We start from the raw sequence: 24104 nt of genomic DNA, 5'->3' as shown, positions 1-24104 counted from the left end.
TGGAATCTTGCTTTTTTACTTGAGTAAGGAGAAGATATGAAACGTTTTGATTATCTGACGCCCGTTGGCTTTATGTTAGGCTGTATTATTGTCGCAATCGGTATTCTGTCAGGGACGGGACTGGCGGGAATCAGTTCATTTTTAGATCTGACTTCTTTTTTAATCGTCACAGGCGGCCTTGCTGCGGCGATCTTTATCAGCTTTCCGCCGAGGGATTTAAAGAAAACCCCTTCTGTTCTGAAACAGGTATTCTCCCGTCAGGATGACAATGTGAAAGAGCTTGTCAGAGTATTTGTCAGCCTTTCGGAGCAGGCGCGCAGGCAGGGGCTTCTGTCTCTGGATGACCAGGCGCGTGAGATCAAGGATCCGTTTTTAAAAAAAGGCCTTTTGCTTGCGATTGACGGCTGGGACGAGGAAACGATCCGGCTGGTGATGGATTCTGAGATCGCCGCAATGGAAGAAAGACACAGAAAAGGAAGACGCGTTTTTGAAAAAGCCGGTGATTTCGCACCCGCCTGGGGAATGATCGGGACGCTCGTCGGACTCGTTCTCATGCTCAAAAACTTAAATGACCCGCATACCCTCGGACCGAACATGGCCGTTGCGCTATTGACGACGCTGTACGGAGCGCTGCTTGCCAACTTGGTATTTATCCCAATCGCGGCAAAGCTTGAAGAAAAAACGGAAAGTGAAATTTTCATCAAACAGGTCATGATCGAAGGGGTTGTCGGCATCCAATCGGGCAAAAATCCCCGCAACCTCGAAAGTCAGCTCGTCGTCTTCAGCTCAAGAGAAGACTGGCGTAAAGGACAGCCTGCGAACAAGAAAAAGGGCGCTGTCCATGAAGCTTAGAAAAGAGCGTTTTGAAAGAAGAAACAAAGCGGAACATTCCGGCGGTTCACCGAGATGGATGGTGACGTTCGCTGACTTGATCACGCTCATTCTCGTGTTCTTTATATTGCTTTTTTCGATGTCGCAAATAGACGCGGAAAAATTTCAATCTGCCGTTTCATCGATTCATACAAAAGGCAGCGGGGGTGAACCGGCGTCATCAGACAAAGCAAATGAACATAAAGAACAGGATTTGCTCCTGCAAAACGTGAAGACATACATAAAAGCGCATCATTTGAGTTCGAAATTGACGGCGAAGCGCGATGAGCGCGGAGTGGTTCTGGTGCTGCAGGAGGCCGTTCTGTTTCAGACAGGAAAAGCGGATGTGCTGAAAAACGCCGAGCCGGTTCTGCATCAGATCGCGGTGCTTTTAAAAACAATTCCGAATGACATACAGGTAGAAGGCCATACGGACAGCCGCCGGATTTCCACCTATCAATTTCCGTCAAATTGGGAGCTGTCGTCTGCAAGAGCGGCGAGTGTGATCCGGTATTTTACCGCGAATGAAGACTTTTCCGCCAAACGGTTTATCTCTGCCGGGTATGCGGATACGAAACCTGTGAAGGACAACAAAAGTCCCGGACATATGAAAGAAAACCGCCGTGTAGAAATTGTGATCAAAAAAACGACCTCCTCATAAGGTCGTTTTTTATTTTGTTTTATACCGCTGCTCAGACCGGATGGCAAAAAGTGCTTTTTCCACGGTTTGGGCATTTTTTTCTGAAATTTCTTCTTTGCGGGGAATCGGAGGATATAATTGTTCAGGATCACTCCAAAAAGCGGGCAACGTGCAGGGGGAGTGCTTCTGCCATTTATCAATCCATCTCTGCGGTATGCGTTCCCCGGGATCAATCCCTTTCATCTCAAGCCAAATGCGGCTCCATGCTCTCGGGACGACTCTCCAAATATCGTATCCTCCGCCGCCGACCGCGATCCATCTGCCGCTGCAATATTGATGGGCTAATGAATGAGCGAGCCGCGGGATCTCCTGATAAATGGAGATTGTATTGGACAGGTGTGTCAATGGGTCGTAATAATGGGCGTCCGCACCGTTTTGGGTAAGAATCACATCCGGCTTGAAAAAAGCCGCGATTTCTGAGGCGGCCGTATTGTAAGCGTGAAGAAAGGAATCGTCCTCTGTGAAAGCGTCCAGCGGAATGTTAAAAGAATAGCCGTAGCCTTGCCCGCTTCCTTTTTCCAGTACCTGTCCCGTCCCGGGAAATAAATAACGCCCGGTCTCGTGAAAAGAAACAGTGCAGACATCAGACCTGTCGTAAAACGTAAATTGAACGCCGTCGCCGTGATGGGCGTCTGTATCAATGTATAACACTTTTGCCCCGTAGTTCTTCTGGATGTATTGGATGGCCACGGCGCTGTCATTATAGATACAAAAGCCTGAGGCCCTGCCGCGGAAGCCGTGGTGAAGGCCGCCTCCTAAATTGCAGGCGTGCCTGGCTTGTCCCGTCATGACATAATCAGCCGCCGTTAAGGTGCCGCCCACCAGAAGTGACGCGGCTTCATGCATGCCGGCAAAAACGGGGGTGTCTTCCGTTCCGAGACCGTAGCTTTCTCCTTCTGCGGCAGGGAGCCGGCCCGCACCCGCTAGTTCCACCGCCTGTATATAATCCTCCGTATGAACGAGAGCCAGCTCTTCTTTAGCGGCCGTGCGCGGTGTGACGATATCTCCTTCGTCAAACGCATCCGCCGCCTGAAGCAGATCGTATGTTAAAAGCACACGACGCTGATTGAACGGATGTTCCTGATGAAATTGATACGTCTGATAAGAAGGCGAGTAAACAAAAACGCTGTCTCTCATGGCTGATCCCTCAAATGTTTCGGCCATAAGACATTGTATCCGGCTTCATGAACGGCACGGATAAAAGGGAGCGGATTCATCGTCTTCACCCGAAAGACGAGAATGTTCGACCCGGCGGAATCATGGGGATAGACGAGCACACTCAGGATTTGCAGCTGAAGATCACGGCACATGCAGCTGAGATCAGCAAGGCTTTTTGTCATATCCGTCACCAGGATTTCCACCTGTGATCCCGGCTGGGCCGCGCCTGTCAGGCTGACGAAAGTCCGGAGCACGTCGGTTTTCGTTAAAATGCCCGTCAGCTTATGGTTTACCGTAATCGGCAGACAGCCGATGCCGTGCTCATAAAAGGAAGCGGATATTTCTTCCACAAAGTCAAGCGGATGGGCGCAGATGACATTGCGCTTCATAATGGTCTCCACTTTGTTTGTCAGAAACGCGCCGCGTTCCTTTTGTTCAAAGCTGCCGGGGCCGGCCTGTTTAATGTCTCTGTCTGTGACAATACCGATGACGTGCAGCTCGTCGTCGATGACAGGGAGATGGCGGATATGATATATCTTCATTTTACGGACGGCTGTTTCAATGGAGTCGTGTTTTGAGACGGTGATGACGTCCCGTTTCATGATTTGTTCTGCAATCATCTTTTTATCCCCTTTGTATGTCAGTCAATACATAAATCGCTGATAAAAACGAAGCCTGTCGAACTGTTCAATTGACTCCTGACTGACGTGCCTGCCGATGCGGGCCATCAGACAATTGGCCGGATGAGAGCTGATTTCCGGTTCATCCGTTGCGAACCAGACAAGACCCCCGGCATTCATCATCTTTTCCATGATCTTTCTGTATTCCCACACATCTTTTTTCATTCCTTTTAAATCCCAATGCCAGTAATATTCCGTCGTCATGATGATGTACCGTTCCATCTGTTCATCCATCATGCTGACTGTCAGCAAAGTTTTTCCGACAGAACAGCCCCTGTAGCCGGGAGCGACCTCGATCGCCCCGAGTTCAAGGAGGTCTTCCATATTTCCGTCAGACCATCGTTCAAGCGGATCAGGATATAAATACGTCACATAGCCGATAATCGTCTGTCCGTCCCTGGCAATAATGATCCGACCTTCAGGAAGCCCGGCGATCTCGATTAACGCTTTGTGCTGTTCATGAGGAAGGCGAAAGGCTGTCAGGCCTTCATGAAACTCATACTGTGCTAGATCCCCTGGAGGAACGGGCCCTTCTACTAAAAGAGGGCCGGCTGCTGTCTGAATTGATGAAGAATGGTACGTTTTATGATGTTTCACTGATTCACCGCCTGTCGGTTCTTAATAAAAACACATCTCTTTTAAGCATAACAAAATATAAAGCGTTTTCAATAGTGTTGTAATTTATATTTTAAAAATTGAGAAAACTGTGAACATCTACTATAATTAGTCTATAGATAAGCAAAGGGGGATGTTGCATGAATTTGAAAGCGTTGCCGGCGGAAAAGGGGAATTATCATCTGCGAAATTATGAGGAAACGTACCGCAGCTTCGATTGGAAAGAGGTCGAAGCGGCATTTTCCTGGCATCAGACGGGGAAGCTGAATGCGGCGTACGAAGCGATTGACCGTCATGCCGAATCATTTCGAAAAAACAAAGTAGCGCTATATTACAAGGACGCAAACCGGGATGAAAAATACACATTTAAAGAAATGATGGAGGAATCGAACCGGGCGGGAAATGTACTGAGACGGTATGGAAACGTGGAAAAAGGGGACCGCGTTTTTATTTTCATGCCGCGTTCGCCGGAGCTTTACTTTATCATGCTCGGCGCAATTAAAATCGGTGCGATCGCCGGTCCTTTATTTGAAGCATTTATGGAAGGCGCCGTCAAAGACCGCCTCTTGAACAGCCAGGCAAAGGTTGTCGTGACGACACCTGAACTGGCCGAACGGATTCCGGCGGACAGCCTGCCCGACCTCGAGCATATTTTCATTGTCGGCGGCAGCAAAGAAACGGGAGATAAAATCATTCATTATGATAAAGCGGCTGAGGGAGAAAGCACGAGACTTGATATTGAATGGATGGACAGAAGAGACGGCTACCTGCTTCACTACACATCAGGATCTACCGGAACGCCTAAAGGTGTGCTCCACGTTCATGAAGCCATGATTCAGCAATACCAGACCGGCAAGTGGGTGCTTGATCTTAAAGAAGACGATATTTACTGGTGCACTGCGGACCCGGGCTGGGTGACCGGGACGGTGTACGGGATATTTGCGCCGTGGCTGAACGGAGCGGCGAATGTGATCGTCGGCGGCAGATTCAGTCCGGAAAACTGGTACGGCACGATTGAGAAGCTCGGTGTCAGCGTCTGGTACAGCGCTCCGACAGCTTTCAGAATGCTTATGGGCGCCGGAGATGAAATGGCATCCAGATTTGACCTTACTTCACTTCGTCACGTCCTGAGTGTCGGAGAACCTTTGAACCCCGAGGTCATCAAGTGGGGACATAAAGTATTCGGCAAGCGCATCCACGACACGTGGTGGATGACAGAAACGGGCGGACAGCTCATTTGCAATTATCCTTGCATGGAGATCAAGCCGGGTTCAATGGGGAAACCGATTCCGGGAGTGGAAGCGGCGATCGTTGACAATCAGGGAAATGAGCTTCCGTCGTACCGAATGGGAAATCTCGCCATTAAAAAGGGCTGGCCGTCGATGATGGATTCCATTTGGAACAACAAAGAGAAATATGATTCTTATTTCATGCCGGGCGGCTGGTATGTTTCCGGAGATTCTGCTTATATGGATGAAGATGGTTATTTCTGGTTCCAAGGCAGAGTCGATGATGTCATCATGACATCCGGCGAGCGCGTCGGCCCGTTTGAAGTCGAAAGCAAACTTGTTGAACATCCGGCGATTGCCGAAGCCGGCGTCATCGGAAAGCCGGACCCTGTCCGGGGAGAAATTATTAAAGCGTTTATCGCGCTCAGAGAAGGGCATGAGCCATCCGATCAGCTGAAGGAGGACATTCGCCTCTTTGTAAAACAGGGGCTTGCCGCGCATGCCGCACCGCGGGAAATTGAATTCAAAGATAAACTTCCGAAAACACGGAGCGGAAAAATCATGAGACGTGTGCTAAAGGCGTGGGAGCTGAACCTGCCGGCAGGCGACCTGTCCACAATGGAAGATTAAAGACGGCGTTGACATCGTATCTTATTTATGTTAAAAATGAGTAAGCTTCATACGAAAAGGTTTTGATTGAGACAAGTAGGGTATCTGATTGTTCAAGAGAGCTGATGGCCGGTGAAAATCAGCACATAAGATATGCCGAATACACTCATGAACCGCTTTTGCGAACAAAGCCATTCCAAGGCTTTCAGTAGTGAAAGAACGGACACGGTCCGTTATCAAAAAGAGTGATAAAAGCTTTTTTATGCTTTTATTAGTAGGGTGGTACCGCGATTATATCGTCCCTTCGTTTTAAACGAAGGGGCGTTTTTTATTTTCATAAACAAAGGAGCAGACAAAATGACTAATTTATTAGAGGATTTATCATTCCGCGGCTTAATCCAGCAAATGACGGATGAAGAAGGACTGAATAAACAGCTGAACGAAGAAAAAATCCGTTTATACTCAGGGTTTGACCCGACGGCTGACAGCCTGCACATCGGACACCTTCTGCCGATATTGACACTGCGCCGTTTCCAGCTTGCAGGCCACCATCCGATTGCGCTTGTAGGCGGCGCGACGGGACTGATCGGCGATCCGAGCGGCAAAAAAGCGGAACGTACGTTAAATACTCAGGATATCGTTGTCGAATGGTCGCAAAAAATTAAAAATCAGCTTTCCCGATTTTTAGATTTCGAGGCCGGAGAAAACCCCGCTGTCATAGCGAACAACTTTGATTGGATCGGAAAGCTGAGCATTATTGAATTTCTCCGTGACGTCGGAAAGAACTTCGGAATTAACTACATGCTTGCGAAAGATACTGTAAGCTCAAGAATTGAAACCGGAATTTCTTACACGGAATTCAGCTACATGATCCTGCAATCCTACGATTTTCTGAATCTGTACAGAGAAAAGAACTGCAAACTCCAAATCGGAGGCAGTGACCAGTGGGGCAACATCACGGCCGGTCTTGAACTGATCAGAAAATCAGAAGAAGAAGGGGCGAAAGCTTTCGGTCTTACCATTCCGCTCGTCACAAAAGCTGACGGCACGAAATTCGGCAAAACGGAAGGCGGCGCCATTTGGCTTGATAAAGAAAAAACATCGCCGTACGAATTCTACCAGTTCTGGATCAATACAGATGACCGTGACGTCGTCAAATACTTAAAATACTTTACTTTCTTATCAAAAGAGGAAATTGAAGCTTATGCTGAAAAAACGGAGACGGCTCCTGAGAAAAGAGAAGCGCAGAAACGTCTCGCTGAAGAGGTGACTGTTCTTGTACACGGCCGCGAAGCGCTTGAGCAGGCCGTTCATATCTCCCAGTCGCTGTTCAGCGGCAATATTAAAGAGCTTTCCGCTCAAGACGTCAAGGTAGGATTTAAAGATGTACCTTCGTTTGAAAAAGACCGCTCTGAAGAACTGTCTTTAGTAGACGTGCTTGTGGAATCTAAATTGTCGCCTTCAAAACGGCAGGCCCGCGAAGACATTCAAAACGGAGCTGTTTACATTAACGGCGAGCGCCAGAGGGACATCGGGCATCTTCTGACTGCGGAAGACCGCATTGAAGATCAATTTACCGTACTGCGCCGCGGAAAGAAAAAATACTTCCTGATCACGTACTGAAAATAAAAAGCAGTCCGGCCGCTCAATGCGGCAGGCTGCTTTTTTATGTTTTGTGAATACTGCACGGGGAAATGAGTACAGTACATAGTATAAGCAAAACAGGGAAGGGGTGCTGCGCCGTGAATTTCATGTTTACCATCGCAAAAGAAAGATTGCAGCGGGATCATTGGGAACAGCAGCAAAGCATAAACGCCGAAGCCAAAGCCGAGGAATCAGAGACGGAAGAAGAAAATCCGACATCATAAAGGGAAAGCCTCCATTCTGCGGAATGGAGGCTTTTGATTGTCACCATATCAGCCTGACGGCGGCCATCAGCACGACTCCTGTGATGACCGTGATGGATAAGCTTTTTGTCCGCATCGCGCAAAGCAATGTCGGGATGAGAACGATCATTGCTTTCCAATCAAAGGTCAAAGCGCTGTTTGTTTTCACAATCATGCTTTCCGTTACCAGAGCCGTCAAAATGCAAAGCGGAATAAAGGAGAGCCATTTTAAAGCCAACTCAGGCATCTGAATGTTCCGGACAAATATAAACGGAACAATGCGCGGCACAAGTGTAACAATCATGCAGCCGAGTATAATCCAGATCATTTGTGTGCTGATGCTCATTTGTCCGTCACCACCCCGATCGTTGCCACAATCACGGTTGAGACGATGACCGCGATGTGTGACGGGACGAAATACGATAACAAGACCATAAAAATGATCATATAGAGAATTAAGGAGAGGCTGTGCTTCAGCTTTTCCGAAGCGGACGATTGCAATTGCAGCACAAGCAGCGCCGCAAACATAGCGGGCAAAGCAAAGTCCAGGCCGAGCGCGTAAGGATCAGATATCCATTGTCCGAGAAGCCCGCCCATCACGCAGGAAATAACCCAGCACATGTAAGCGGTTATATTGAGGCCGTTCATCCACTTATCGTATAACCTGCCGTTCTGAGCCGCTTTGTTCACCGCTACTCCGAAAGATTCGTCAGTAAGCAAAGCCCCGAAGCCGATATTTTTCGCCAAAGAGTATTTCGTGAAATACGGCGCGATGGTCAGGCTCAGCAGAAGGTGCCGCAGATTGACGATAAACGTCGTTAAAATAATGGCGGAAATCGGACTCCCGGAAACAAGGAGCGAGCAAATAATAAATTGGGCGGCGCCGGCATAGACACACAAAGATAACAAACAAATTTCAAGAATGCTTAGATGAGAGGCAACGCCAACGATGCCGAAAGCAAAACCGATGCTCATATAGCCCAGCAGCGTAGGCACACAATCCCGCACCCCCTGTAAAAACGTATCGTTCATTTCCCGGGAAACGGCGGTTTTTTGCACTTCTGTGTTAATCATTTTTTATACTCCTTTCATAGAGATTATAATGATAACGACTAATGAAAAAATCAAAGAAAATACGGTTCACATTTATATGAACCGATTTCCGGTGACGACATGAAATAACGAATGGTTTTGTTTCATCAGGCCTTCAACTTTCTCAGCCCCGACTTCTTTCACAAGCTCCGCGAACATCAGATCGTGCCTCATATATTCCATGGCCACGAGAACGAGAGCGGGATCTTCTGATTTAATGGCCCAGGCATTCGTCTGCGGAGAAAAATTGGCGATTAAGACTTCTTTATTATCGCGGGCAGCTATCGTTAATCTTCCGCCCATCCGTTTCTCCGCCACTTCAGGAGACATATTATGATTTGTCGTATTTCCGAGCTTCACTTCCGGAGGGCCGAACACAATCGAAAAGACGGGCAATTGTTCGGCGGCGCGTTTGTTAGCGGCTTCTTGAATAAAGGGAATCTGCTGTTCCCAGACAGACAGCCACAACTCTTCCTCGGCTTTTTCAATCATATCCTTCATCTCATTGATGACATGATCATTCGTGCTGATGCGGCGGATGACATTCATCTCCTGCTCGCTTTCCAGTGCCAATAACTTTTCCTCAAGGTAGCCGAATGAGCTCTCGAAATCGTGCCGGAGCCGGTCGATTAATTCCTTTCCGGCAAGCGGAGCATATGTAACCGGATCAGACGGCACAATATGGACAGCGCCTTTATCAACTAATTTCCCCAATACTTCATAGATCATTGAGCGGGGGACGCCTGACCTTTTGCTGATTTCATATCCGGTAACAGGCGAGTGTTTCAACAAGCCGATATATGCTTTACATTCATATTGAGAAAATCCAAACTTCTGTAATTCTTTCAGAACATCCTCCATAAACATCCTCCGTAGTGGTTATTCATGAAACTACTATAATGTAAGCGGTTATATCTTGTCAATGGGACTTGAGTGCTGAAAGAAAGGTGCGCCTGTTTTGTCGCTTTCCAACTTAGTTTATGGTGAGTTACATGTATGGCTTTTGTGAAAAACGTTGCCGTAGACCCACACGAATGCCGTTTGATACGATAAATTCAAGAAGTTAAAAAGAGGAGGATCACGGTGGAAAACACCTCTAAAATCGCTTTTTTATCGGTTATAAGCAATTCCCTGGTCGTCATGCTCAAAATAGTGGTGGGGATCATAACCGGATCTGTCGCGATACTTTCTGAAGCCATTCATTCTTTTTTAGATTTGATCGCCGCCTTCATTGCCTTTATCTCCGTCAGGATTTCAAAAAAGCCGGCTGATACAGGGCATCCGTACGGTCATGGAAAAGTCGAGAATCTGTCGGGGACTATCGAGACGATTCTGATTTTTGCGGCAGGGATTTGGATGATATATGAATGCGTTCAAAAACTGGTGAACCCGGCGCCGGTTCATCTGCCTGTATTGGGAATTGTTGTGATGCTTGCGGGGGCTCTCATTAATTTGATCGTTTCGAAGTTCGTAAAAAGAGAAGCCGAAAAGGTTAATTCCGTGGCAATGAAATCAAATGCCCTGCATTTACTGACTGACGTGTACACATCATTAGGCGTAGCGGCAAGCCTTTTGGTCGTTACCGTAACGGAGTGGTACATACTTGATCCCATTATAGGTATGGTGCTGGCGGTGTATATCATATATGAAGCGTTTAAGTTAATGAAAGAAGCATTCCCGCCGCTGATTGATACCCGTTTGTCGGAAGAGGAAGAAAAAACAATTTTAAAGATTATTGAAACATTTCAACAGGAATTTATTGAAATTCACGATTTTCGTACAAGACGCTCCGGCCCGCAGGAGTATATTGATTTTCACCTGGTCGTAGCCTCTCACGTGACGATTAAAGACGTGCATGACCTGTGTGACCGCATTGAAAGAGATATTACGAATGAATTCAAACAAGCACAGGTAATGATTCACCCCGAGCCGGAGAGCGAGAGGAAGAAATAAATCGATCTTAAGTTTGCGTTTGTTCCCGGCAAAATGCCTGCAAAAGGCCCGTTCCCACGGGTCTTTTTGTTGTATAAATGACTATTTCTCGCTCATATGAGAGATAAGCTTATACACGTGAGGGGTTCATTTCATACGTTATGTTGTAAAGAAAAAGGGAGGTGAACAGAATTGAACGCTATTTCTGTTAAAGAAATTGAACATGGAGTTGCCGTTGCGGAAAGAGAAGGTTTAGGGGAGTATTTATACCAAGAACCGGTTTCTAAAAAATGTTCGCGCCGTTCCCGCAGCAGAAAACGGACACACCGTTCTCGCAGCAGAAGACGGACGCATCATCGGACACACCGTTCCCGCAGCAGAAGACGGACGCATCACCGGACACACCGTTCCCGCAGCAGAAGACGGACGCATCACCGGACACACCGTTCCCGCAGCAGAAGACGGACGCATCGCCGGACACACCGTTCCCGCAGCAGACGGTCTCATCAAAAACGTAGCCGCAAACGCTGTTTTAAATGCTGACTGCAGACTCTATTACAAGTAACGGGGATCTGCTATAATGGCAAGAGAACTGCATAAAAGATCCAGTATCATCATCTGCGGACACTGAACTGACAACATGGCGCTGTTTGTTCGTGTCCGTTTTTTATGTCAAAAAAGATGCCGGAGAATAAAAAGGAAGGGATGACGCCGAATGAAGCTGAATGAGGATTTTTATAACTCTGAAGGAAAGACAGTCTCTTTGCCAAACATCAGCAGCAAGCTTTTGCATATCACGGACAGCGGGCATATCAGCGTTGACTTTATCAGCATAAGCAGGCTGCGGAAGGCTTCGAAAATCGCGATCTTAGGTGACAGCGTCGCCCGGGGGCTGCGTGCGGAATACGGCTTTGGTGACATTCTCAAAGACCGGACAAACGCTGAAATAACCAATCTGTCTGTCAGCGGCGTTAATATGAGCAACAACGGAAGCGATAACATTTATCAGCAAGCGCTTAAAACAAAGGGACATGATGTCATCATTGTCCAGGGAACAGATGATGATTGGTGCAACCACATTCCCATCGGCACAGATGAAAAGGATATCACCACATTTTACGGAGGCTTCTGCCAAGTGATTCAGCAGCTGCGAAGCGGAAATAAAGGCGCGAGCATCATTGTGGTGACCCCAACGAGACAAGCAAAAATGTCAAAAGGAAAAATCGTCCGCCGTGATACTGATAAAAATAAACTGGGCCTGAAGCTGGCTGACTATGTGAAAGCCCAAAAAGAAGCCTGCACACTCCTCTCTGTACCATATGCCGATCTATTTGATACTGATCTCATCGACCCATATAATCCCGCTTTCCGCAGCATGTGCATGTCAGAAGGTCTTCATCCGAACGAGAAAGGGCATCAAATCATATTTCAGGAAATCTGCCGGAATTATTATTACTATTATGGGTAACACAGCGCTAACAGATTATTTTCGGCTTTGCTTTTCTAAAAGCTCAATTATTCTTTGAGATGCGTGTTTTTGCGCTCTCAAAAGCGAGACGATATTACCGGTAAAACCGATTAAAATGATAAGCAGCAAAATGATCATCCACATAGCGAACCTCCTGTCGGGTTTTAAAACATTCTCTTTTTATTTTACTTATGATGGATGGGCCGGAGAATAGTCTAACTGATGGTGTTTTTTGAGAGCCGGTGAAAAGTCCATAAAAAAAGCACAGACTGAACGGGTCTGTGCTTTTTTTCTCTTATTTCAGCAGGTTCAATGATTCACGATTAAAGGCTTCCAAATCGTCAGGTGTTCTGCTTGTTACGATGTTATGGCTCACGACGACTTCCTCATCTTTATAATGTGCGCCGGCATTGATTAAATCTTTGCGGATGCTGCGGAATCCCGTGATATCTTTTCCTTTAAGAAGGTCGGTATCAATCAGCAGCTGCGGGCCGTGGCAGATCGCGAAAACGGGTTTCTGATTTTCCACGAATGCTTTAGTGAATTCACCCGGGCGGTCATCTCCGCGCAGAAGATCCGGTGAAAAGCCTCCGGGAATCAATAACGCATCGAATTCCTTGGCGTCTGCGTCTGAGATCGCTTGATCGATCTTTACTTTCTCACCGTGCTTGCCCGTCACTTCTTTCCCAGCTTCCAAATCTATTGTCACCACACTGTGGCCCGCTTCTTTAAATGCTTCCGCCGGGCTTGTATATTCAATATCCTCAAATTGATCTGTCATCAGAACTGCGATTTTTTTGCTCATACATCATGCCTCCTGTGAATTTGTATATGACAAGAATATCAGGCAGATTCCCGCCTCACAACGTATTTGCTTATGAAAAAAGACCCCTCTGAAAAAGAGGAGCCAAAAGGTACGGAGGTCTGTTTAAACTTACGTGTTTAACCTGAGATAAGGCAAGAAATCGAACCAATTACTTTTTGCGTCTTTTTTTCTGCTTTTTACACCCGCATTTCCCCGGATCGCCCGGATCAATGACTTCGTGAATTGTTTCTTCCTTATAAACGTGGCGGGGAACATAACGGATATGCTCTCTGTTAATGTGTTTGATGGGATGGACGTAAACCACTTCTTTGTCAGTATACTTGTCAGTCACAATATACTTAGGGTCACAGTAATACACTTTCGATTTTTTACCCATTCATCTCACCTCCCGTACTTTATTAAATGCTGAAAAGGAGGATTTTGCATCGGACAAGTACACCATGGCAAGTCCACAATTTTTCATATGCAATTTCGTTTTTCTGGTTTTTCCTGAATCCGCCTCATATTGGAATGGCTAACCCTTTTTGAGCGGGGAAATCTATAAAAAAGAATTCAAAAACGATTCTTTTCTCAGGTCAATCGAGATGCATACATCTTTAGGGGGATTTCAGAATCCTCGATGAAAAAACGATTGAAATCATTAAAAGCACAGTGCCGGTCTTAGAAGAGCATGGTGAAGAAATCACAGGCCGATTTTATGACCTGCTGTTTCAGCATCACCCTGAGCTGCTGAATATCTTTAATCAGACGAATCAAAAGAAAAAAACACAGCGTACGGCCTTGTCGAATGCTGTGATTGTAGCCGCAGCCAATATTGACCGGCTGGAAAACATCGTTCCCGTCGTCAAACAAATCAGCCATAAACACCGGAGTATCGGTGTTAAACCCGAGCATTACCCAATCGTTGGAAAGTACTTGTTAATCGCGATAAAGGATGTGCTAAAAGACGGGGCTGCTCCTGAGGTCATTCAGGCATGGGAAAAAGCATACGGCGTCATTGCAGACGCTTTTATCGGAATTGAGAAGGACATGTATGAACAAGCGGAAACGCAAAAAGGCGGCTGGAAAGACTATAAGGCGTTTAAAATTGATAAAAAGGTAAAAGAAAGCAAGGAGATAACGTCGTTTTATTTAAAACCGGAAGACGGACAAGTTCTTCCCGAGTTCAAAGCGGGACAGTATATCAGTGTAAAAGTATACATTCCGGACACGGGTTATACGCATATCCGCCAGTACAGTTTGTCGGATGTATCCGGTAAGGATTATTACAGGATTTCCGTGAAAAAAGACGGAATTGTTTCTTCATATCTGCATGACCAATTACACGAAAAGGATTCAATTGAGATCAGCGCTCCGGCCGGGGATTTCGTATTAGACCCTGATTCCAAAAAGAATCTGGTTCTCATCAGTGCCGGTGTCGGAATTACCCCGATGATCAGCATGTTAAAGACGGTTGCCAAAACCCAGCCGCAGCGAAACGTTCTCTTTATCCATGCGGCAAGGAGCGGAGAGTATCATGCGTTGCGGCATGAAGCTGAAGAAGCCGCGGAACACTCATCCGTTGACACCCTCTTTATTTACAGCGAGCCGTCCGAACAAGACCGTTCAGAAAACATTCGTTTTCGGGAAGGCCGGATTGACAAACAGCTGTTAGAAGAAGTGATGACAGATAAAGATGCTGATTTTTACCTGTGCGGATCACCGTCATTCATTAAAGAAATGAAAAAGCTGATTTCTGAATTCAATACACCGCCGGAATCCATTCACTATGAATTATTTGAACCGCAGCTGAGTATGGTGTGATTGAAGAAGGAAGGACGATGATTTTAATGTATGAAGCATCCGGACTGGGTGCTTTTTTTATTCTCTTGCAAGGAAGGGTTGCTGAGGAATCACTCTGTAGAGGAAAACCACTTTTTGTCTCAACTCGCTTAATTATCGAATGAAATAAGTGCCGCATGTTAAAAACACATGGCCCGCGAGTTTATTGCTCACTTATCCTGCTGCTCGGATTTTTGGTGTGTGAGAAAAAAACGGTACGGCTGCATAATCCGGAAGAGACGCTGACCTTTTACTTGTAAAAGAAGTTTAAAGACAGGATGAACGCTTATTTGCTAGTGTACGAGCGGCAAAAGCAAAAAGAGGAATCGGTATTTTAAAATTAAAAATAACAACTGATAGAAATGAAAGTTTCAGGATACAATGGGATTTATATATTCGGGTTTTGTGATAGCAGTATAGGGAGGGGAATAATAGAGTGAGTAACTTTTTTGAGGAATCGGTACAGGGAGGGGTTGTATCTATGCTTACTGATATTAAACAAAAGGTTTGGGGGTGCTCTTTTATCTGAGAATCGATTTGAGATGAAGCGGGGATGCCGAGGGGATCAGAGGGCGAACGTCAGGCAGAATTACGCCAAGTGGACCGCCGAGAAAAATGGCTCTGGAAATGTGAATCTATTGTTGATTTTCTTGATTGAGCTACTGAAGAAATAGTTGACGAGAAACACCGGACTGTCTTTGTAGTAGACGGGGTGAAATATCGTGAAATCGCTCTGCATTCTGGCGTTTCCCGCGAAACGGTCAGACGCATCAAAGAGAAGATTTTTTGCCAAATATGTAATTTTTATTGTTGAAACAGATAAAATCCGCAGTGTAGACTGGAAGGCAAAATATTTCTGCGTCCCCATCGATTCAAATAGGGATTACAATAATGTGAAGAGTTATTTATAAACAGAAATTGATAAATAATATAAGATCAGCTGACAAACTTAATGAGGATCAAACTAGTGCTCACTTATTTATAAATTAAACATATTATAATGATATATTAATCATTAAGGGAGATGAGCAGCTGATGGGTTATGATCAGCATAGAAGATGCCCTAAATGTAAACAAAAACTACCGAAACCAAACTGCTGTAAGTGCTGTCCCATCTGTTATACAAAAGTTATTGTAGGACAACGAGGATTACGAGGGGTGCGAGGGATTCCAGGGGTTACAGGACCAGCCGGACCAGCCGGACCAGCCGGAGCGACCGGGGCCACAGGAGCTATCGGTCCAGCCGGAGCCACAGGAGCAACCGGGGTAACTGGAGCGGCGGGAGTCACAGGAGCGACCGGGGTAACTGGAGCGGCGGGAGCCACCGGAGCGACCGGGGTAACTGGAGCGGCGGGAGTCACTGGAGTGACCGGGGCCACCGGAGATATCGGTCCAACCGGACCAGCCGGAGCCACAGGAGTGACCGGGGCCACAGGAGATATCGGTCCAACCGGAGTCACAGGAGCGACCGGAGCCACCGGAGCTATCGGTCCAACCGGAGTCACAGGAGCGACCGGAGATATCGGTCCAACCGGACCAGCCGGAGCCACGGGAGCAGCCGGAGCCACGGGAGCGACCGGGGTAACTGGAGCGGCGGGAGTCACTGGAGTGACCGGAGCCACAGGAGCGACCGGGGTAACTGGAGTGGCGGGAGTCACAGGAGTGACCGGAGCCACCGGAGCTATCGGTCCAACCGGACCAGCCGGAGCCACCGGAGCCACAGGAGCGACCGGGGTAACTGGAGCGGCGGGAGTCACAGGAGTGACCGGAGCCACAGGAGATATCGGTCCAACCGGAGCGACCGGAGCCACGGGAGCAGCCGGAGCTACCGGAGCTACCGGAGCCACAGGAGCGACCGGGGTAACTGGAGCGACGGGAGTCACTGGAGTGACCGGAGCCACAGGAGATATCGGTCCAACCGGACCAGCCGGAGCCACCGGAGCCACGGGAGCGACCGGGGTAACTGGAGCGACGGGAGTCACAGGAGTGACCGGAGCCACAGGAGATATCGGTCCAACCGGACCAGCCGGAGCCACCGGAGCCACGGGAGCAGCCGGAGCTACCGGAGCTACCGGAGCTACCGGAGCCACGGGAGCGACCGGGGTAACTGGAGCGACGGGAGTCACTGGAGTGACCGGAGCCACAGGAGATATCGGTCCAACCGGAGCCACCGGAGCGGCGGGAGTCACTGGAGCGACCGGAGCCACAGGATCTGGGCTATCAGAATATGCTTATGTGTACAATCTAAGTGCAGAAACGGTAGCTATAGAGGCTCCGGTAATTTTTGACTCAACTGGAATCACTACTGCTGGCATTACACATGCCCCTGGAACAGCTCAAATTATAGTAACCACTCCAGGAGATTACGAGGTCACTTTTTCAGTCTCGGGTGTAGAGCCTAACCAATTCACTTTATTTGTAAATGGAGGGCCGGTGACGAACACAGTTTACGGTTCAGGAGCTGGTACTCAACAGAACAATGGTCAGGCCATAATTACTCTAGCAGCAGGTGACATTCTTACTCTTGTAAATCATACTTCTGCAGCAGCAGTTACTCTTCAAACTTTAGCAGGGGGAACGCAAACAAACGTAAACGCTTCTATTGTTCTCAAAAAATTAAATTAGATAAGTGGTTTAAATCTCCATATTAAACAAGAAATGCGAATGACTTAAAAAAGCTTATAGAGCTTAATATACAGCTTTAGAAGGATGAAGAAATTTAAAATATAAGCAAACTCATCTAATTTTTTTATATAAGGTATTATGGTAATAGGTAATAAACAGGCAGGCGCTTTCCCGCAGGGGAGGGTGCTTTAAATTTAAGGACAAAAGCCTCCAACTGTTAAGCGAGTCAACACAGTAGGAGGCTTTTCTCTTATGGGTGGTACAGCAGCAGTATTCTCTTACAAATCAAATATTCCCAGAAAGTTATGGCAGTATTCGTCTCTCGAGTAATGAAAAAAGTTTTATGTTCTCTGTAAACTGCGTCCGGTAAATCTCGGGATAAACGATTGGCGGTTAACGACTGAGTACGGGGGCAGTTTAGAAAGAATATGATTGGAGGGATTACATAAAATAATTAGTCAAGCCTTAGAGGAATTAGGAAAGAATGTGAGGTGTGCGGCTGAAAGGGTGCCCAATCTCAACCCTGTTATTATCCATAAAAAAGACATGGCAGCGCAACTACAGGAATTCAGTTCGGATTTAGGCTTGTCAGCAGATCTCCATCATTGCCTAGATAAAAAGGTAAAGAACTTATTAACGGCGTATATGGCTCACAAACGGCATATGCAATCCATGATTCCTGACGGCATTTAGGGTTAAAACAAAAGCAAAGCGCGAATCTCTACTAAACAGTTACTTTAGGACTTCTCAAAAAGGAACTCCTATTAAAGGGAGCAGGGTTAATTTTCAAATTGTTTAAATAAAAGTAAAAATATAGTATGTTAGACCAGAAAACAAATGAAGGAGGATTTGTATGAGGTTGTTAAAAAACTCAATCTGTTTACTTGTCGCAACTCTATTGTTTGCTATTGGATTTTCGCCGCAAACGAAAGCAACACAAGAGCACTCGTTTGGATTAGCAAAACCAGTAACCTTTGAAGAAAAAGAAACTTTAACAGTAAATAAGAATGGAGTGGCTAAGAGCAATAATAATGGCCAGGCTTCCGTCATTAAGGAGGCACGACAACTTGCCAAACAGGATAGCCACAATGAAATAACCTATAAGAGCCCCTTAGCTAAAGAAGAAAACAACATTGTTAATGTGCCAGTCGTTGAGAAAAAAGAAGAGAAAGCGCACACTAAAGCAGCTAGCTTAGTTACGATGTCCTACACAACAATATATGACCCCAACAAAAAATCCACACAACCACAATTAAAATAGCAAGCATAGTTGGCGAAAAGCCGATAGTTATCGAAGCAAGAAACGATTTATATGAAAGTAACACTTATAGCGGAAAATATGGAAGGGTTTTTCTCCATAACAGAGAATTTTTAGGAAAAGACATTAAAGTAGGTAAATCATATTCAAAGTCGTATTATCCTAAAAAGACAAAGTTGATCCAAAGTGGAATTGGAGTTGATTCGATATTCACCATGTGCTTCCGCTAAAGTATGGGGAAAAAATAACTTTAATAATTTGTATCCTCTCCCTCGTGATATGCACCAAAATCTATTAAATCCTTGGTGGGATAAATATTAATAAGTAAGAGGTGGCTCAATGGCAGTTTTTGTTGAAAAAACGCTCCAAGGTCTAAAAGAATTAATTGATGAAAAAGGCCGCTTAAAAATTTTAGGGAATGAAGGAACTCTTTTAGAGACAGAATGTACTTTCTCTAAAGGTGCAACAGATCTGGAGATTGAGAGTTTTGAGAAGAAAATAAAAGTCTCACTTCCTGAAGATTATAAAACCTTTTTAAAATTGCATAACGGAGCCAGAATATTTGATTTGTTGATTTACGGTGAGAATGTGGGTGGGGGATTGCATATTCTTAATTTAGAAGAGATTGAAAAGTATATGCAAAATGGTTTTTTAGAGCCTCAGTTTATTCCCGTCGCACATCTGTTAGACGGATGTTATTTGTTAATTCACAAAACCAAAATGTCCACAGATCCAAACTATTTATGGTTCCGCGGATTTATTGAGTATGAACCAATGCAACTTAATTTTGAGATATTCTTAGATAGGTATATCATGTCTCAAGGAGCAAATTTTTGGGAGTGGAATATCTATACTGCTGAAAATTATTATAGGACTCACCAGGGTGATGAGGATTAACCTTTCCTACAGTTGGGTTGGTTCATCTTTACTATTAGATTTCGATTTGAACTTTTAAAAATAGGTTTAATTTAGGAGACGAACCGATTAATTGGTGTATAAGGATTTATAAAAAGCGCAGATACTCTGCGCTTTTTTATTTAAGTATTTTCCGAATCATTCGCAGCCCGTTTTTGGAAGAAGGATAACGGAAAGCGAAGTCGAAGCGGTTCGTTTGTTTGACGACGCTTTTTTTGTGCGTAAACGTGTTAAAGCTGTCAAATCCGTGATAGCTGCCGATGCCGCTTTCCCCGACGCCGCCGAATGGCAAATACGGTGTTGCGACGTGCATTAACGTATCATTGACACAGCCGCCGCCAAACGACAGATTCTCTAAAACAGTGCGCTCAGTTTCTTTGTTTGTTGTGAAGACATAAAGAGCGAGCGGCTTTGGGCGCGATTGGACTTTCTCAATGACTTCCCCGATATCACGGTATGTAAAGAGCGGAAGAATCGGCCCGAAAATCTCCTCCTGCATCACTGGAGAGTCATCCCTCACTTGTTCGAGAATGGTCGGCGCAATTTTATGATGAGCGGGATCAGATTGTCCGCCTGTGAGCGGGATGCCATCATTCAGAAAGCTGAGCAGCCGCTGATAGTGGCGTTCACTGACGATTTTGCCGTACTGCGGATTTTGTTCAGGCTGAGGGCCGTAAAATTCGCTGATCGCACGCTTCATTTCTTCTGTGAGCTTCGTTTTGATATCTTGGTGGACAAATAAATAATCCGGTGCGATGCAGGTTTGCCCTGCATTTGTAAATTTCCCGAAGACGATGCGTTTGGCGGCAAGCTGTATATCAGCATCCTTATGGACAATGCAGGGACTTTTGCCGCCGAGCTCCAAGGTAACGGGAATTAATTGTTTGGCGGCGGCCTCCATGACGATTTTTCCCACGGCAACGCTTCCAGTGAAGAAAATATAGTTAAAGGGCTGCTGTAATAACACAGTGCTGACGTCGGGCCCGCCCTCCGCCATAGCGACATAGTCACTAGGAAAAACGCTGCTGATGAGTTTGGAAAGAACAGCGGAAACCGCTGGCGTATATTCTGACGGTTTGAGAACGACCGTGTTTCCCGCTGCAATGGCTCCAATCAACGGAGAAAGCGCCAGCTGCAAGGGATAGTTCCAGGGCGCAATCACCAAAACGGTTCCATATGGCTCAGGGATAATTATGCTTTTCGAGCCTAGGTGAGTCAGAGGCGTTTTGACTCGTTTCGGTTTGACCCATTTTCCCAGCCGCTTCATCACAAAACTGATTTCCTCCAGTACAATTCCGATTTCTGTCGTGTACGACTCCTGTTCGGATTTGTGGAGATCCTGATAGAGAGCGGCTGTTATATCGGCTTCTTGTGTTTTGATGGCTTGTTTCAGCTTTTGCAGCATGTTCAGTCTCGATTCTAGCTGTCTCGTATGCCCCGCCGCAAAATAGGCTTTGTGTTTGCTGACGATAGAGGGGATGCTGTTCATTCAGTCGCTCCTTTTTTGTAAGGTATGATGATTCATTATGTAAAAAATCGCTTCTGCTTGTCAAATGGGTTTTTCTAATGTACATGTAGCTGAAAAGCCAGTTGGCACATAAAAAAAGCCCCTGTCCGGGGCTTTTTTTAATAAAGAGAGGGAGCATCTGTCCATTATTCTGACAGCCCAAAAGAAAAACCCCGGAAACATTGTCATCACAACATGTCCGGGGTTTAATCCAATGCTCTTTAAAGAGCGTTTTACTTAACGGGAGTAGAACTCAACGATAAGCGCTTCGTTAATTTCCGGAGCAAGCTCAGAGCGCTCTGGAAGACGAGTGAATGTACCTTCAAGCTTTTCAGCGTCGAAAGTAAGGTACTCAGGAACGAAGTTGTTTACTTCTACAGATTCTTTGATGATAGAAAGGTTTCTTGATTTTTCGCGAACACCGATTGTTTGACCAGGTTTTACTTGGTAAGACGGAATGTCAACGCGGCTTCCGTCAACAAGGATGTGACCGTGGTTAACTAATTGGCGAGCTTGACGGCGAGTGCGTGCAAGACCGAGCTTGTACACAACGTTATCAAGACGTGCATCTAAAAGAATCATGAAGTTTTCGCCGTGTTTACCAGTCATTTTTGCAGCTTTGTCAAACAATGTGCGGAATTGACGTTCGTTTACACCGTACATGTGACGAAGTTTTTGCTTTTCTTGCAATTGCAAACCGTATTCTGATAGTTTTTTACGCTGTCCCGGACCGTGGGGGCCTGGTGCGTAAGGGCGTTTTTCTAATTCTTTACCTGTACCGCTAAGAGAGATTCCTAAACGGCGAGACAGTTTCCAAGATGGACCTGTATAGCGAGCCATAATGTGACTCCTCCTTTGGTTTTATTTTGTGGAAAATAAAAACCGTCTGTTCGATCCGACCGTGCACATTTTGTTTTCATGTATCCTCGCTCCAGCAGCAGAGAGTTACACGATACACCTTACAGCTAAGGAACAAAATGCAAACACAGAAGCTGAACAAAAAGGCTGCAATATTTCACACAAAGAACATTATATGATTTTTCCCCGCCGCCGTCAACCATTTCTCCATGAAGAGTGCCGGTTTATGATATAATGTACAAAAATGAGTAGTACATGTTTAGGTGATAAAAATGAAAAAACAAACAATTGATGAAGTGACGGCCTTTCATCAGAAAATGCTTTCTTTTTTCTTAACGAAATCTGAATCCGTCTCATTATCCGACTCGCTGTTATGGCTGGCCTCAGCTCTAGAATCCTGCTTTACATCTCTTTCATTGACCCTTTCACCGGCAGAATCAACACGTTTCACCATAAAAACAGAAGATGAACCGCATTATGCTCCGCTGAAAGAGAGTGACGGCCGTTTTATGATCAGGAATCAGACCTCCGGCAGATCCTTTTATCTGTGCTCGGAAGGCGGGCTGCCGATCCCGGAATCATTGCCTGAGATCGTTACTCAGTTTATTAATCAATCTGTGAGACAAAGCGGGCTGTTTGACAAAACGAAGCATCAGCGGAAAATTCACAGAATGACAGAAATGTTCCATTCGCTTTTGGACCAAAATGAGGTTTTGGAAAAACTGCAGGCAAGTTTGAGTACGGCTTTCCGGTCTTTCCGTTTTTCACTGTTTATCACGCAGGATCAGGATACGGACAGACAGCTTCCCGCAAAAGAATTACATATGGACGGAAAAGATGCCGATCCGTCTGCCCTGAAGGTTTATTTATCGGGGAGACTGCTCAGAAAAGGCAGGTCATCTGCTTATCTGCCGATCAAAGGCCAGCAGGGGACTTACGGGGTTCTGAAGACGGAGGGGCTGCAGGATGCCGTTCTTTCGTGCAGTACTCTCAGTGAAATGCTGCTGCTTGCGGGCGCAGCGGGAAAAGCATTTGAAAATGCGCAGCTCTATGAGCAATCGAAAAAAAGCATTGCGAATCTGGAGCTCATTAATGAAACATCGCGCCAGCTGAATCAGCGCCTCAGACTCACTGATACGATGCGGGAGCTCGTCGCCATTATGACCCAATCGTTTCATGCGGAAGAAGTGGCTTTTTTTCATATTGATCATTTTGAGACGCAAAATCTGCTTCCGGGACATACCGCTTTTTTTAAGACAGAACGTGCGAACCCCTATATCAGCATTGTGAAAGAAAAGCTGTTCGAGGGAGAAAAGGGCGTGTTTATCGGCAGCGGTAAGACTGTATTCGGCGAAAACGGTTTCGGCTCGCTGATGGCGGTGCCGATGATCGAAAATGACACCGTCTTCGGGTTCGCGATTTTATTGAAAAAGGATTTGTATGCTTTTACGTTTGAAATGTATAAACTTTTTCAAGCGCTCATTCACCATGCGACATTGGCGGTTACGAACTCCATGCTGCGCGACAGGCTTGAGCATCTTGTTCAGACAGACCAGCTGACGGAGCTGTATTCAAGAACCTATTTGGATGAGAAAATTCAATACAGCATGAAAATTCATAAACGGGGTGTATTCATCCTCGTTGATATCGATAATTTCAAAAATATTAATGATACATACGGTCATCAAACGGGAGATTCGATCCTGATTCAGGTGGCCTCCGTTATGAAGAACCATATTCGTGAGCATGATGTCGCTGCGAGGTGGGGGGGCGAGGAGCTGGCTGTCTATCTGCCGAATATCAACGTGTCATCCGGAGAACGCATCGCTAAAAGGCTGGTTCGCGCCATCCGGGAAAATACCGAGCCGCGCGTGACGATTTCCTGCGGCGTTTCCTGCTGGTCAAAGACCGGCCCGATGCCGTTGAAATTGCTCGTTCAGCAAGCGGATGAGGCGCTTTATATCGCCAAACGGAACGGCAAAAACCGGCTGATCATCCATCAAAACAGCACGACGACATAAAAAAGGAGCCGGCCTGCCGGCCGGGCTCCTTTTT

The 24104-nt window shown here is 46.2% G+C and carries 24 protein-coding genes, 1 pseudogene and 1 other annotated feature; of the genes and pseudogenes, 14 read left to right on the top strand and 11 right to left on the bottom strand.

Annotation, left to right across the window (positions count from 1 at the left end; translation table 11 throughout):
• Positions 1-36: 36 nt before the first annotated feature.
• Together motP and motS are read left to right on the top strand one after the other, a co-directional pair.
• Entirely contained in the window at positions 37-852 is an 816-nt protein-coding gene (gene motP, locus AC1RRX_RS09175; protein WP_007408775.1) for a flagellar motor protein MotP, read from the top strand.
• The gene (gene motS / locus AC1RRX_RS09170) at positions 842-1531 is read left to right on the top strand and encodes a flagellar motor protein MotS (protein ID WP_144464227.1); all 690 of its coding nucleotides are present in this window, start codon (positions 842-844) and stop codon (positions 1529-1531) included. The genes motP and motS overlap by 11 nt, the downstream gene beginning before the upstream one ends.
• A gap of 9 nt (positions 1532-1540) precedes the next feature.
• Here the strand turns inward: motS and AC1RRX_RS09165 are convergent, their stop codons facing one another.
• Genes AC1RRX_RS09165 through AC1RRX_RS09155 form a run of 3 tightly spaced genes read right to left on the bottom strand, consistent with a single transcriptional unit; the run spans position 1541 to position 4005 of the window.
• A complete protein-coding gene (locus AC1RRX_RS09165) occupies positions 1541-2707 on the bottom strand; it encodes an acetoin utilization protein AcuC (protein WP_144464248.1) in 1167 nt (388 codons plus the stop codon).
• Positions 2704-3348: an acetoin utilization AcuB family protein gene (locus AC1RRX_RS09160; RefSeq protein WP_144464225.1), complete on the bottom strand. Its 645-nt coding sequence runs from the start codon at positions 3346-3348 to the stop codon at positions 2704-2706. The genes AC1RRX_RS09165 and AC1RRX_RS09160 overlap by 4 nt, the downstream gene beginning before the upstream one ends.
• A 24-nt stretch (positions 3349-3372) precedes the next feature.
• Positions 3373-4005, bottom strand: coding sequence for a GNAT family N-acetyltransferase (locus tag AC1RRX_RS09155; protein WP_007408771.1), 633 nt, complete (start codon positions 4003-4005; stop codon positions 3373-3375).
• Positions 4006-4163: 158 nt separating this feature from the next.
• Between AC1RRX_RS09155 and acsA the strand changes: the two genes are divergently transcribed.
• The 3 genes from acsA (at position 4164) to sr7p (ending at position 7729) form a co-directional block, all read left to right on the top strand.
• Positions 4164-5882 carry an acetate--CoA ligase gene (gene acsA / locus AC1RRX_RS09150; protein ID WP_144464223.1) on the top strand — a complete coding sequence of 573 codons (1719 nt, stop codon included), beginning with the start codon at positions 4164-4166 and terminating at the stop codon, positions 5880-5882.
• A 53-nt stretch (positions 5883-5935) separates the two neighbouring features.
• Positions 5936-6168, top strand: a binding site (T-box leader).
• A 50-nt stretch (positions 6169-6218) separates the two neighbouring features.
• Entirely contained in the window at positions 6219-7484 is a 1266-nt protein-coding gene (gene tyrS / locus AC1RRX_RS09145; protein WP_144464221.1) for a tyrosine--tRNA ligase, read from the top strand.
• Positions 7485-7603: 119 nt separating this feature from the next.
• Positions 7604-7729 carry a small protein SR7P gene (sr7p, locus tag AC1RRX_RS09140; RefSeq protein ID WP_007408768.1) on the top strand — a complete coding sequence of 42 codons (126 nt, stop codon included), beginning with the start codon at positions 7604-7606 and terminating at the stop codon, positions 7727-7729.
• Between the two features lie 40 nt (positions 7730-7769).
• On the opposite strand, the gene AC1RRX_RS09135 is transcribed toward sr7p, so the two are convergent.
• From AC1RRX_RS09135 to AC1RRX_RS09125, 3 genes are all read right to left on the bottom strand, one after another.
• The gene (locus tag AC1RRX_RS09135) at positions 7770-8093 is read right to left on the bottom strand and encodes an AzlD domain-containing protein (RefSeq protein WP_007408767.1); all 324 of its coding nucleotides are present in this window, start codon (positions 8091-8093) and stop codon (positions 7770-7772) included.
• Entirely contained in the window at positions 8090-8821 is a 732-nt protein-coding gene (locus AC1RRX_RS09130) for an AzlC family ABC transporter permease (protein ID WP_003152395.1), read from the bottom strand. The genes AC1RRX_RS09135 and AC1RRX_RS09130 overlap by 4 nt, the downstream gene beginning before the upstream one ends.
• A 72-nt stretch (positions 8822-8893) precedes the next feature.
• Positions 8894-9700: a TrmB family transcriptional regulator gene (locus tag AC1RRX_RS09125; protein WP_007408765.1), complete on the bottom strand. Its 807-nt coding sequence runs from the start codon at positions 9698-9700 to the stop codon at positions 8894-8896.
• A 222-nt stretch (positions 9701-9922) separates the two neighbouring features.
• Here AC1RRX_RS09125 and AC1RRX_RS09120 point away from each other — a divergent pair, with 222 nt between their 5' ends.
• From AC1RRX_RS09120 to AC1RRX_RS09105, 4 genes and pseudogenes are all read left to right on the top strand, one after another.
• The gene (locus tag AC1RRX_RS09120) at positions 9923-10792 is read left to right on the top strand and encodes a cation diffusion facilitator family transporter (RefSeq protein ID WP_014418648.1); all 870 of its coding nucleotides are present in this window, start codon (positions 9923-9925) and stop codon (positions 10790-10792) included.
• 171 nt (positions 10793-10963) lie between these two features.
• A pseudogene (locus AC1RRX_RS09115) lies at positions 10964-11014 on the top strand (hypothetical protein); the annotation flags it as partial.
• Positions 11015-11061: 47 nt separating this feature from the next.
• A complete protein-coding gene (locus tag AC1RRX_RS09110) occupies positions 11062-11289 on the top strand; it encodes a hypothetical protein (RefSeq protein WP_144464219.1) in 228 nt (75 codons plus the stop codon).
• Between the two features lie 197 nt (positions 11290-11486).
• Positions 11487-12239 (top strand): SGNH/GDSL hydrolase family protein, encoded by a 753-nt coding sequence (locus tag AC1RRX_RS09105; protein ID WP_007408762.1) that lies wholly within the window; start codon positions 11487-11489, stop codon positions 12237-12239.
• A gap of 15 nt (positions 12240-12254) precedes the next feature.
• On the opposite strand, the gene AC1RRX_RS09100 is transcribed toward AC1RRX_RS09105, so the two are convergent.
• The 3 genes from AC1RRX_RS09100 to AC1RRX_RS09090 form a co-directional block, all read right to left on the bottom strand.
• Complete coding sequence (locus AC1RRX_RS09100) at positions 12255-12383, bottom strand: hypothetical protein (protein ID WP_007408761.1); 129 nt, start codon at positions 12381-12383, stop codon at positions 12255-12257.
• Between the two features lie 151 nt (positions 12384-12534).
• A complete protein-coding gene (gene yraA / locus AC1RRX_RS09095) occupies positions 12535-13044 on the bottom strand; it encodes a cysteine protease YraA (protein ID WP_007408760.1) in 510 nt (169 codons plus the stop codon).
• Positions 13045-13213: 169 nt separating this feature from the next.
• Positions 13214-13441, bottom strand: coding sequence for a hypothetical protein (locus AC1RRX_RS09090; protein ID WP_007408759.1), 228 nt, complete (start codon positions 13439-13441; stop codon positions 13214-13216).
• A gap of 236 nt (positions 13442-13677) precedes the next feature.
• Between AC1RRX_RS09090 and hmpA the strand changes: the two genes are divergently transcribed.
• The 4 genes from hmpA to AC1RRX_RS09070 all read left to right on the top strand — a co-directional run bounded on the left by hmpA (position 13678) and on the right by AC1RRX_RS09070 (position 19666).
• Positions 13678-14868, top strand: coding sequence for an NO-inducible flavohemoprotein (gene hmpA, locus AC1RRX_RS09085; protein ID WP_085342258.1), 1191 nt, complete (start codon positions 13678-13680; stop codon positions 14866-14868).
• A gap of 1539 nt (positions 14869-16407) precedes the next feature.
• Positions 16408-17511 (top strand): collagen-like protein, encoded by a 1104-nt coding sequence (locus AC1RRX_RS09080; protein ID WP_492870897.1) that lies wholly within the window; start codon positions 16408-16410, stop codon positions 17509-17511.
• Between the two features lie 853 nt (positions 17512-18364).
• A complete protein-coding gene (locus AC1RRX_RS09075) occupies positions 18365-18772 on the top strand; it encodes a hypothetical protein (RefSeq protein WP_007408033.1) in 408 nt (135 codons plus the stop codon).
• Between the two features lie 336 nt (positions 18773-19108).
• A complete protein-coding gene (locus AC1RRX_RS09070; protein WP_144464213.1) occupies positions 19109-19666 on the top strand; it encodes an SMI1/KNR4 family protein in 558 nt (185 codons plus the stop codon).
• Between the two features lie 136 nt (positions 19667-19802).
• On the opposite strand, the gene AC1RRX_RS09065 is transcribed toward AC1RRX_RS09070, so the two are convergent.
• Together AC1RRX_RS09065 and rpsD are read right to left on the bottom strand one after the other, a co-directional pair.
• Complete coding sequence (locus AC1RRX_RS09065; protein ID WP_144464211.1) at positions 19803-21173, bottom strand: aldehyde dehydrogenase; 1371 nt, start codon at positions 21171-21173, stop codon at positions 19803-19805.
• Between the two features lie 255 nt (positions 21174-21428).
• Complete coding sequence (gene rpsD, locus AC1RRX_RS09060; RefSeq protein WP_003152406.1) at positions 21429-22031, bottom strand: 30S ribosomal protein S4; 603 nt, start codon at positions 22029-22031, stop codon at positions 21429-21431.
• Between the two features lie 290 nt (positions 22032-22321).
• Here rpsD and AC1RRX_RS09055 point away from each other — a divergent pair, with 290 nt between their 5' ends.
• Positions 22322-24070, top strand: coding sequence for a sensor domain-containing diguanylate cyclase (locus AC1RRX_RS09055; RefSeq protein ID WP_144464209.1), 1749 nt, complete (start codon positions 22322-22324; stop codon positions 24068-24070).
• Positions 24071-24104 lie beyond the last annotated feature (34 nt).

This window comes from Bacillus sp. GW821-FHT11D08, from assembly GCF_058808515.1.
The sequence above is the reverse complement of the archived record's forward strand: the minus strand, read 5'-3'. Positions and strand labels throughout refer to the sequence as shown.

Bases quoted from the DNA above. Each gene is read 5' to 3' on its own strand.
- AC1RRX_RS09135 (WP_007408767.1), bottom strand. From the start codon at position 8,093: ATGAGCATCAGCACACAAATGATCTGGATTATACTCGGCTGCATGATT.
- motP (WP_007408775.1), top strand. From the start codon at position 37: ATGAAACGTTTTGATTATCTGACGCCCGTTGGCTTTATGTTAGGCTGT.
- AC1RRX_RS09075 (WP_007408033.1), top strand. From the start codon at position 18,365: ATGAGGTTGTTAAAAAACTCAATCTGTTTACTTGTCGCAACTCTATTG.
- tyrS (WP_144464221.1), top strand. From the start codon at position 6,219: ATGACTAATTTATTAGAGGATTTATCATTCCGCGGCTTAATCCAGCAA.
- yraA (WP_007408760.1), bottom strand. From the start codon at position 13,044: ATGAGCAAAAAAATCGCAGTTCTGATGACAGATCAATTTGAGGATATT.
- AC1RRX_RS09065 (WP_144464211.1), bottom strand. From the start codon at position 21,173: ATGAACAGCATCCCCTCTATCGTCAGCAAACACAAAGCCTATTTTGCG.
- motS (WP_144464227.1), top strand. From the start codon at position 842: ATGAAGCTTAGAAAAGAGCGTTTTGAAAGAAGAAACAAAGCGGAACAT.
- AC1RRX_RS09160 (WP_144464225.1), bottom strand. From the start codon at position 3,348: ATGATTGCAGAACAAATCATGAAACGGGACGTCATCACCGTCTCAAAA.
- AC1RRX_RS09090 (WP_007408759.1), bottom strand. From the start codon at position 13,441: ATGGGTAAAAAATCGAAAGTGTATTACTGTGACCCTAAGTATATTGTG.
- rpsD (WP_003152406.1), bottom strand. From the start codon at position 22,031: ATGGCTCGCTATACAGGTCCATCTTGGAAACTGTCTCGCCGTTTAGGA.
- acsA (WP_144464223.1), top strand. From the start codon at position 4,164: ATGAATTTGAAAGCGTTGCCGGCGGAAAAGGGGAATTATCATCTGCGA.
- AC1RRX_RS09110 (WP_144464219.1), top strand. From the start codon at position 11,062: ATGTTCGCGCCGTTCCCGCAGCAGAAAACGGACACACCGTTCTCGCAG.
- AC1RRX_RS09055 (WP_144464209.1), top strand. From the start codon at position 22,322: ATGAAAAAACAAACAATTGATGAAGTGACGGCCTTTCATCAGAAAATG.
- AC1RRX_RS09100 (WP_007408761.1), bottom strand. From the start codon at position 12,383: ATGTGGATGATCATTTTGCTGCTTATCATTTTAATCGGTTTTACCGGT.
- AC1RRX_RS09070 (WP_144464213.1), top strand. From the start codon at position 19,109: ATGGCAGTTTTTGTTGAAAAAACGCTCCAAGGTCTAAAAGAATTAATT.
- AC1RRX_RS09165 (WP_144464248.1), bottom strand. From the start codon at position 2,707: ATGAGAGACAGCGTTTTTGTTTACTCGCCTTCTTATCAGACGTATCAA.
- AC1RRX_RS09130 (WP_003152395.1), bottom strand. From the start codon at position 8,821: ATGATTAACACAGAAGTGCAAAAAACCGCCGTTTCCCGGGAAATGAAC.
- AC1RRX_RS09105 (WP_007408762.1), top strand. From the start codon at position 11,487: ATGAAGCTGAATGAGGATTTTTATAACTCTGAAGGAAAGACAGTCTCT.
- AC1RRX_RS09125 (WP_007408765.1), bottom strand. From the start codon at position 9,700: ATGGAGGATGTTCTGAAAGAATTACAGAAGTTTGGATTTTCTCAATAT.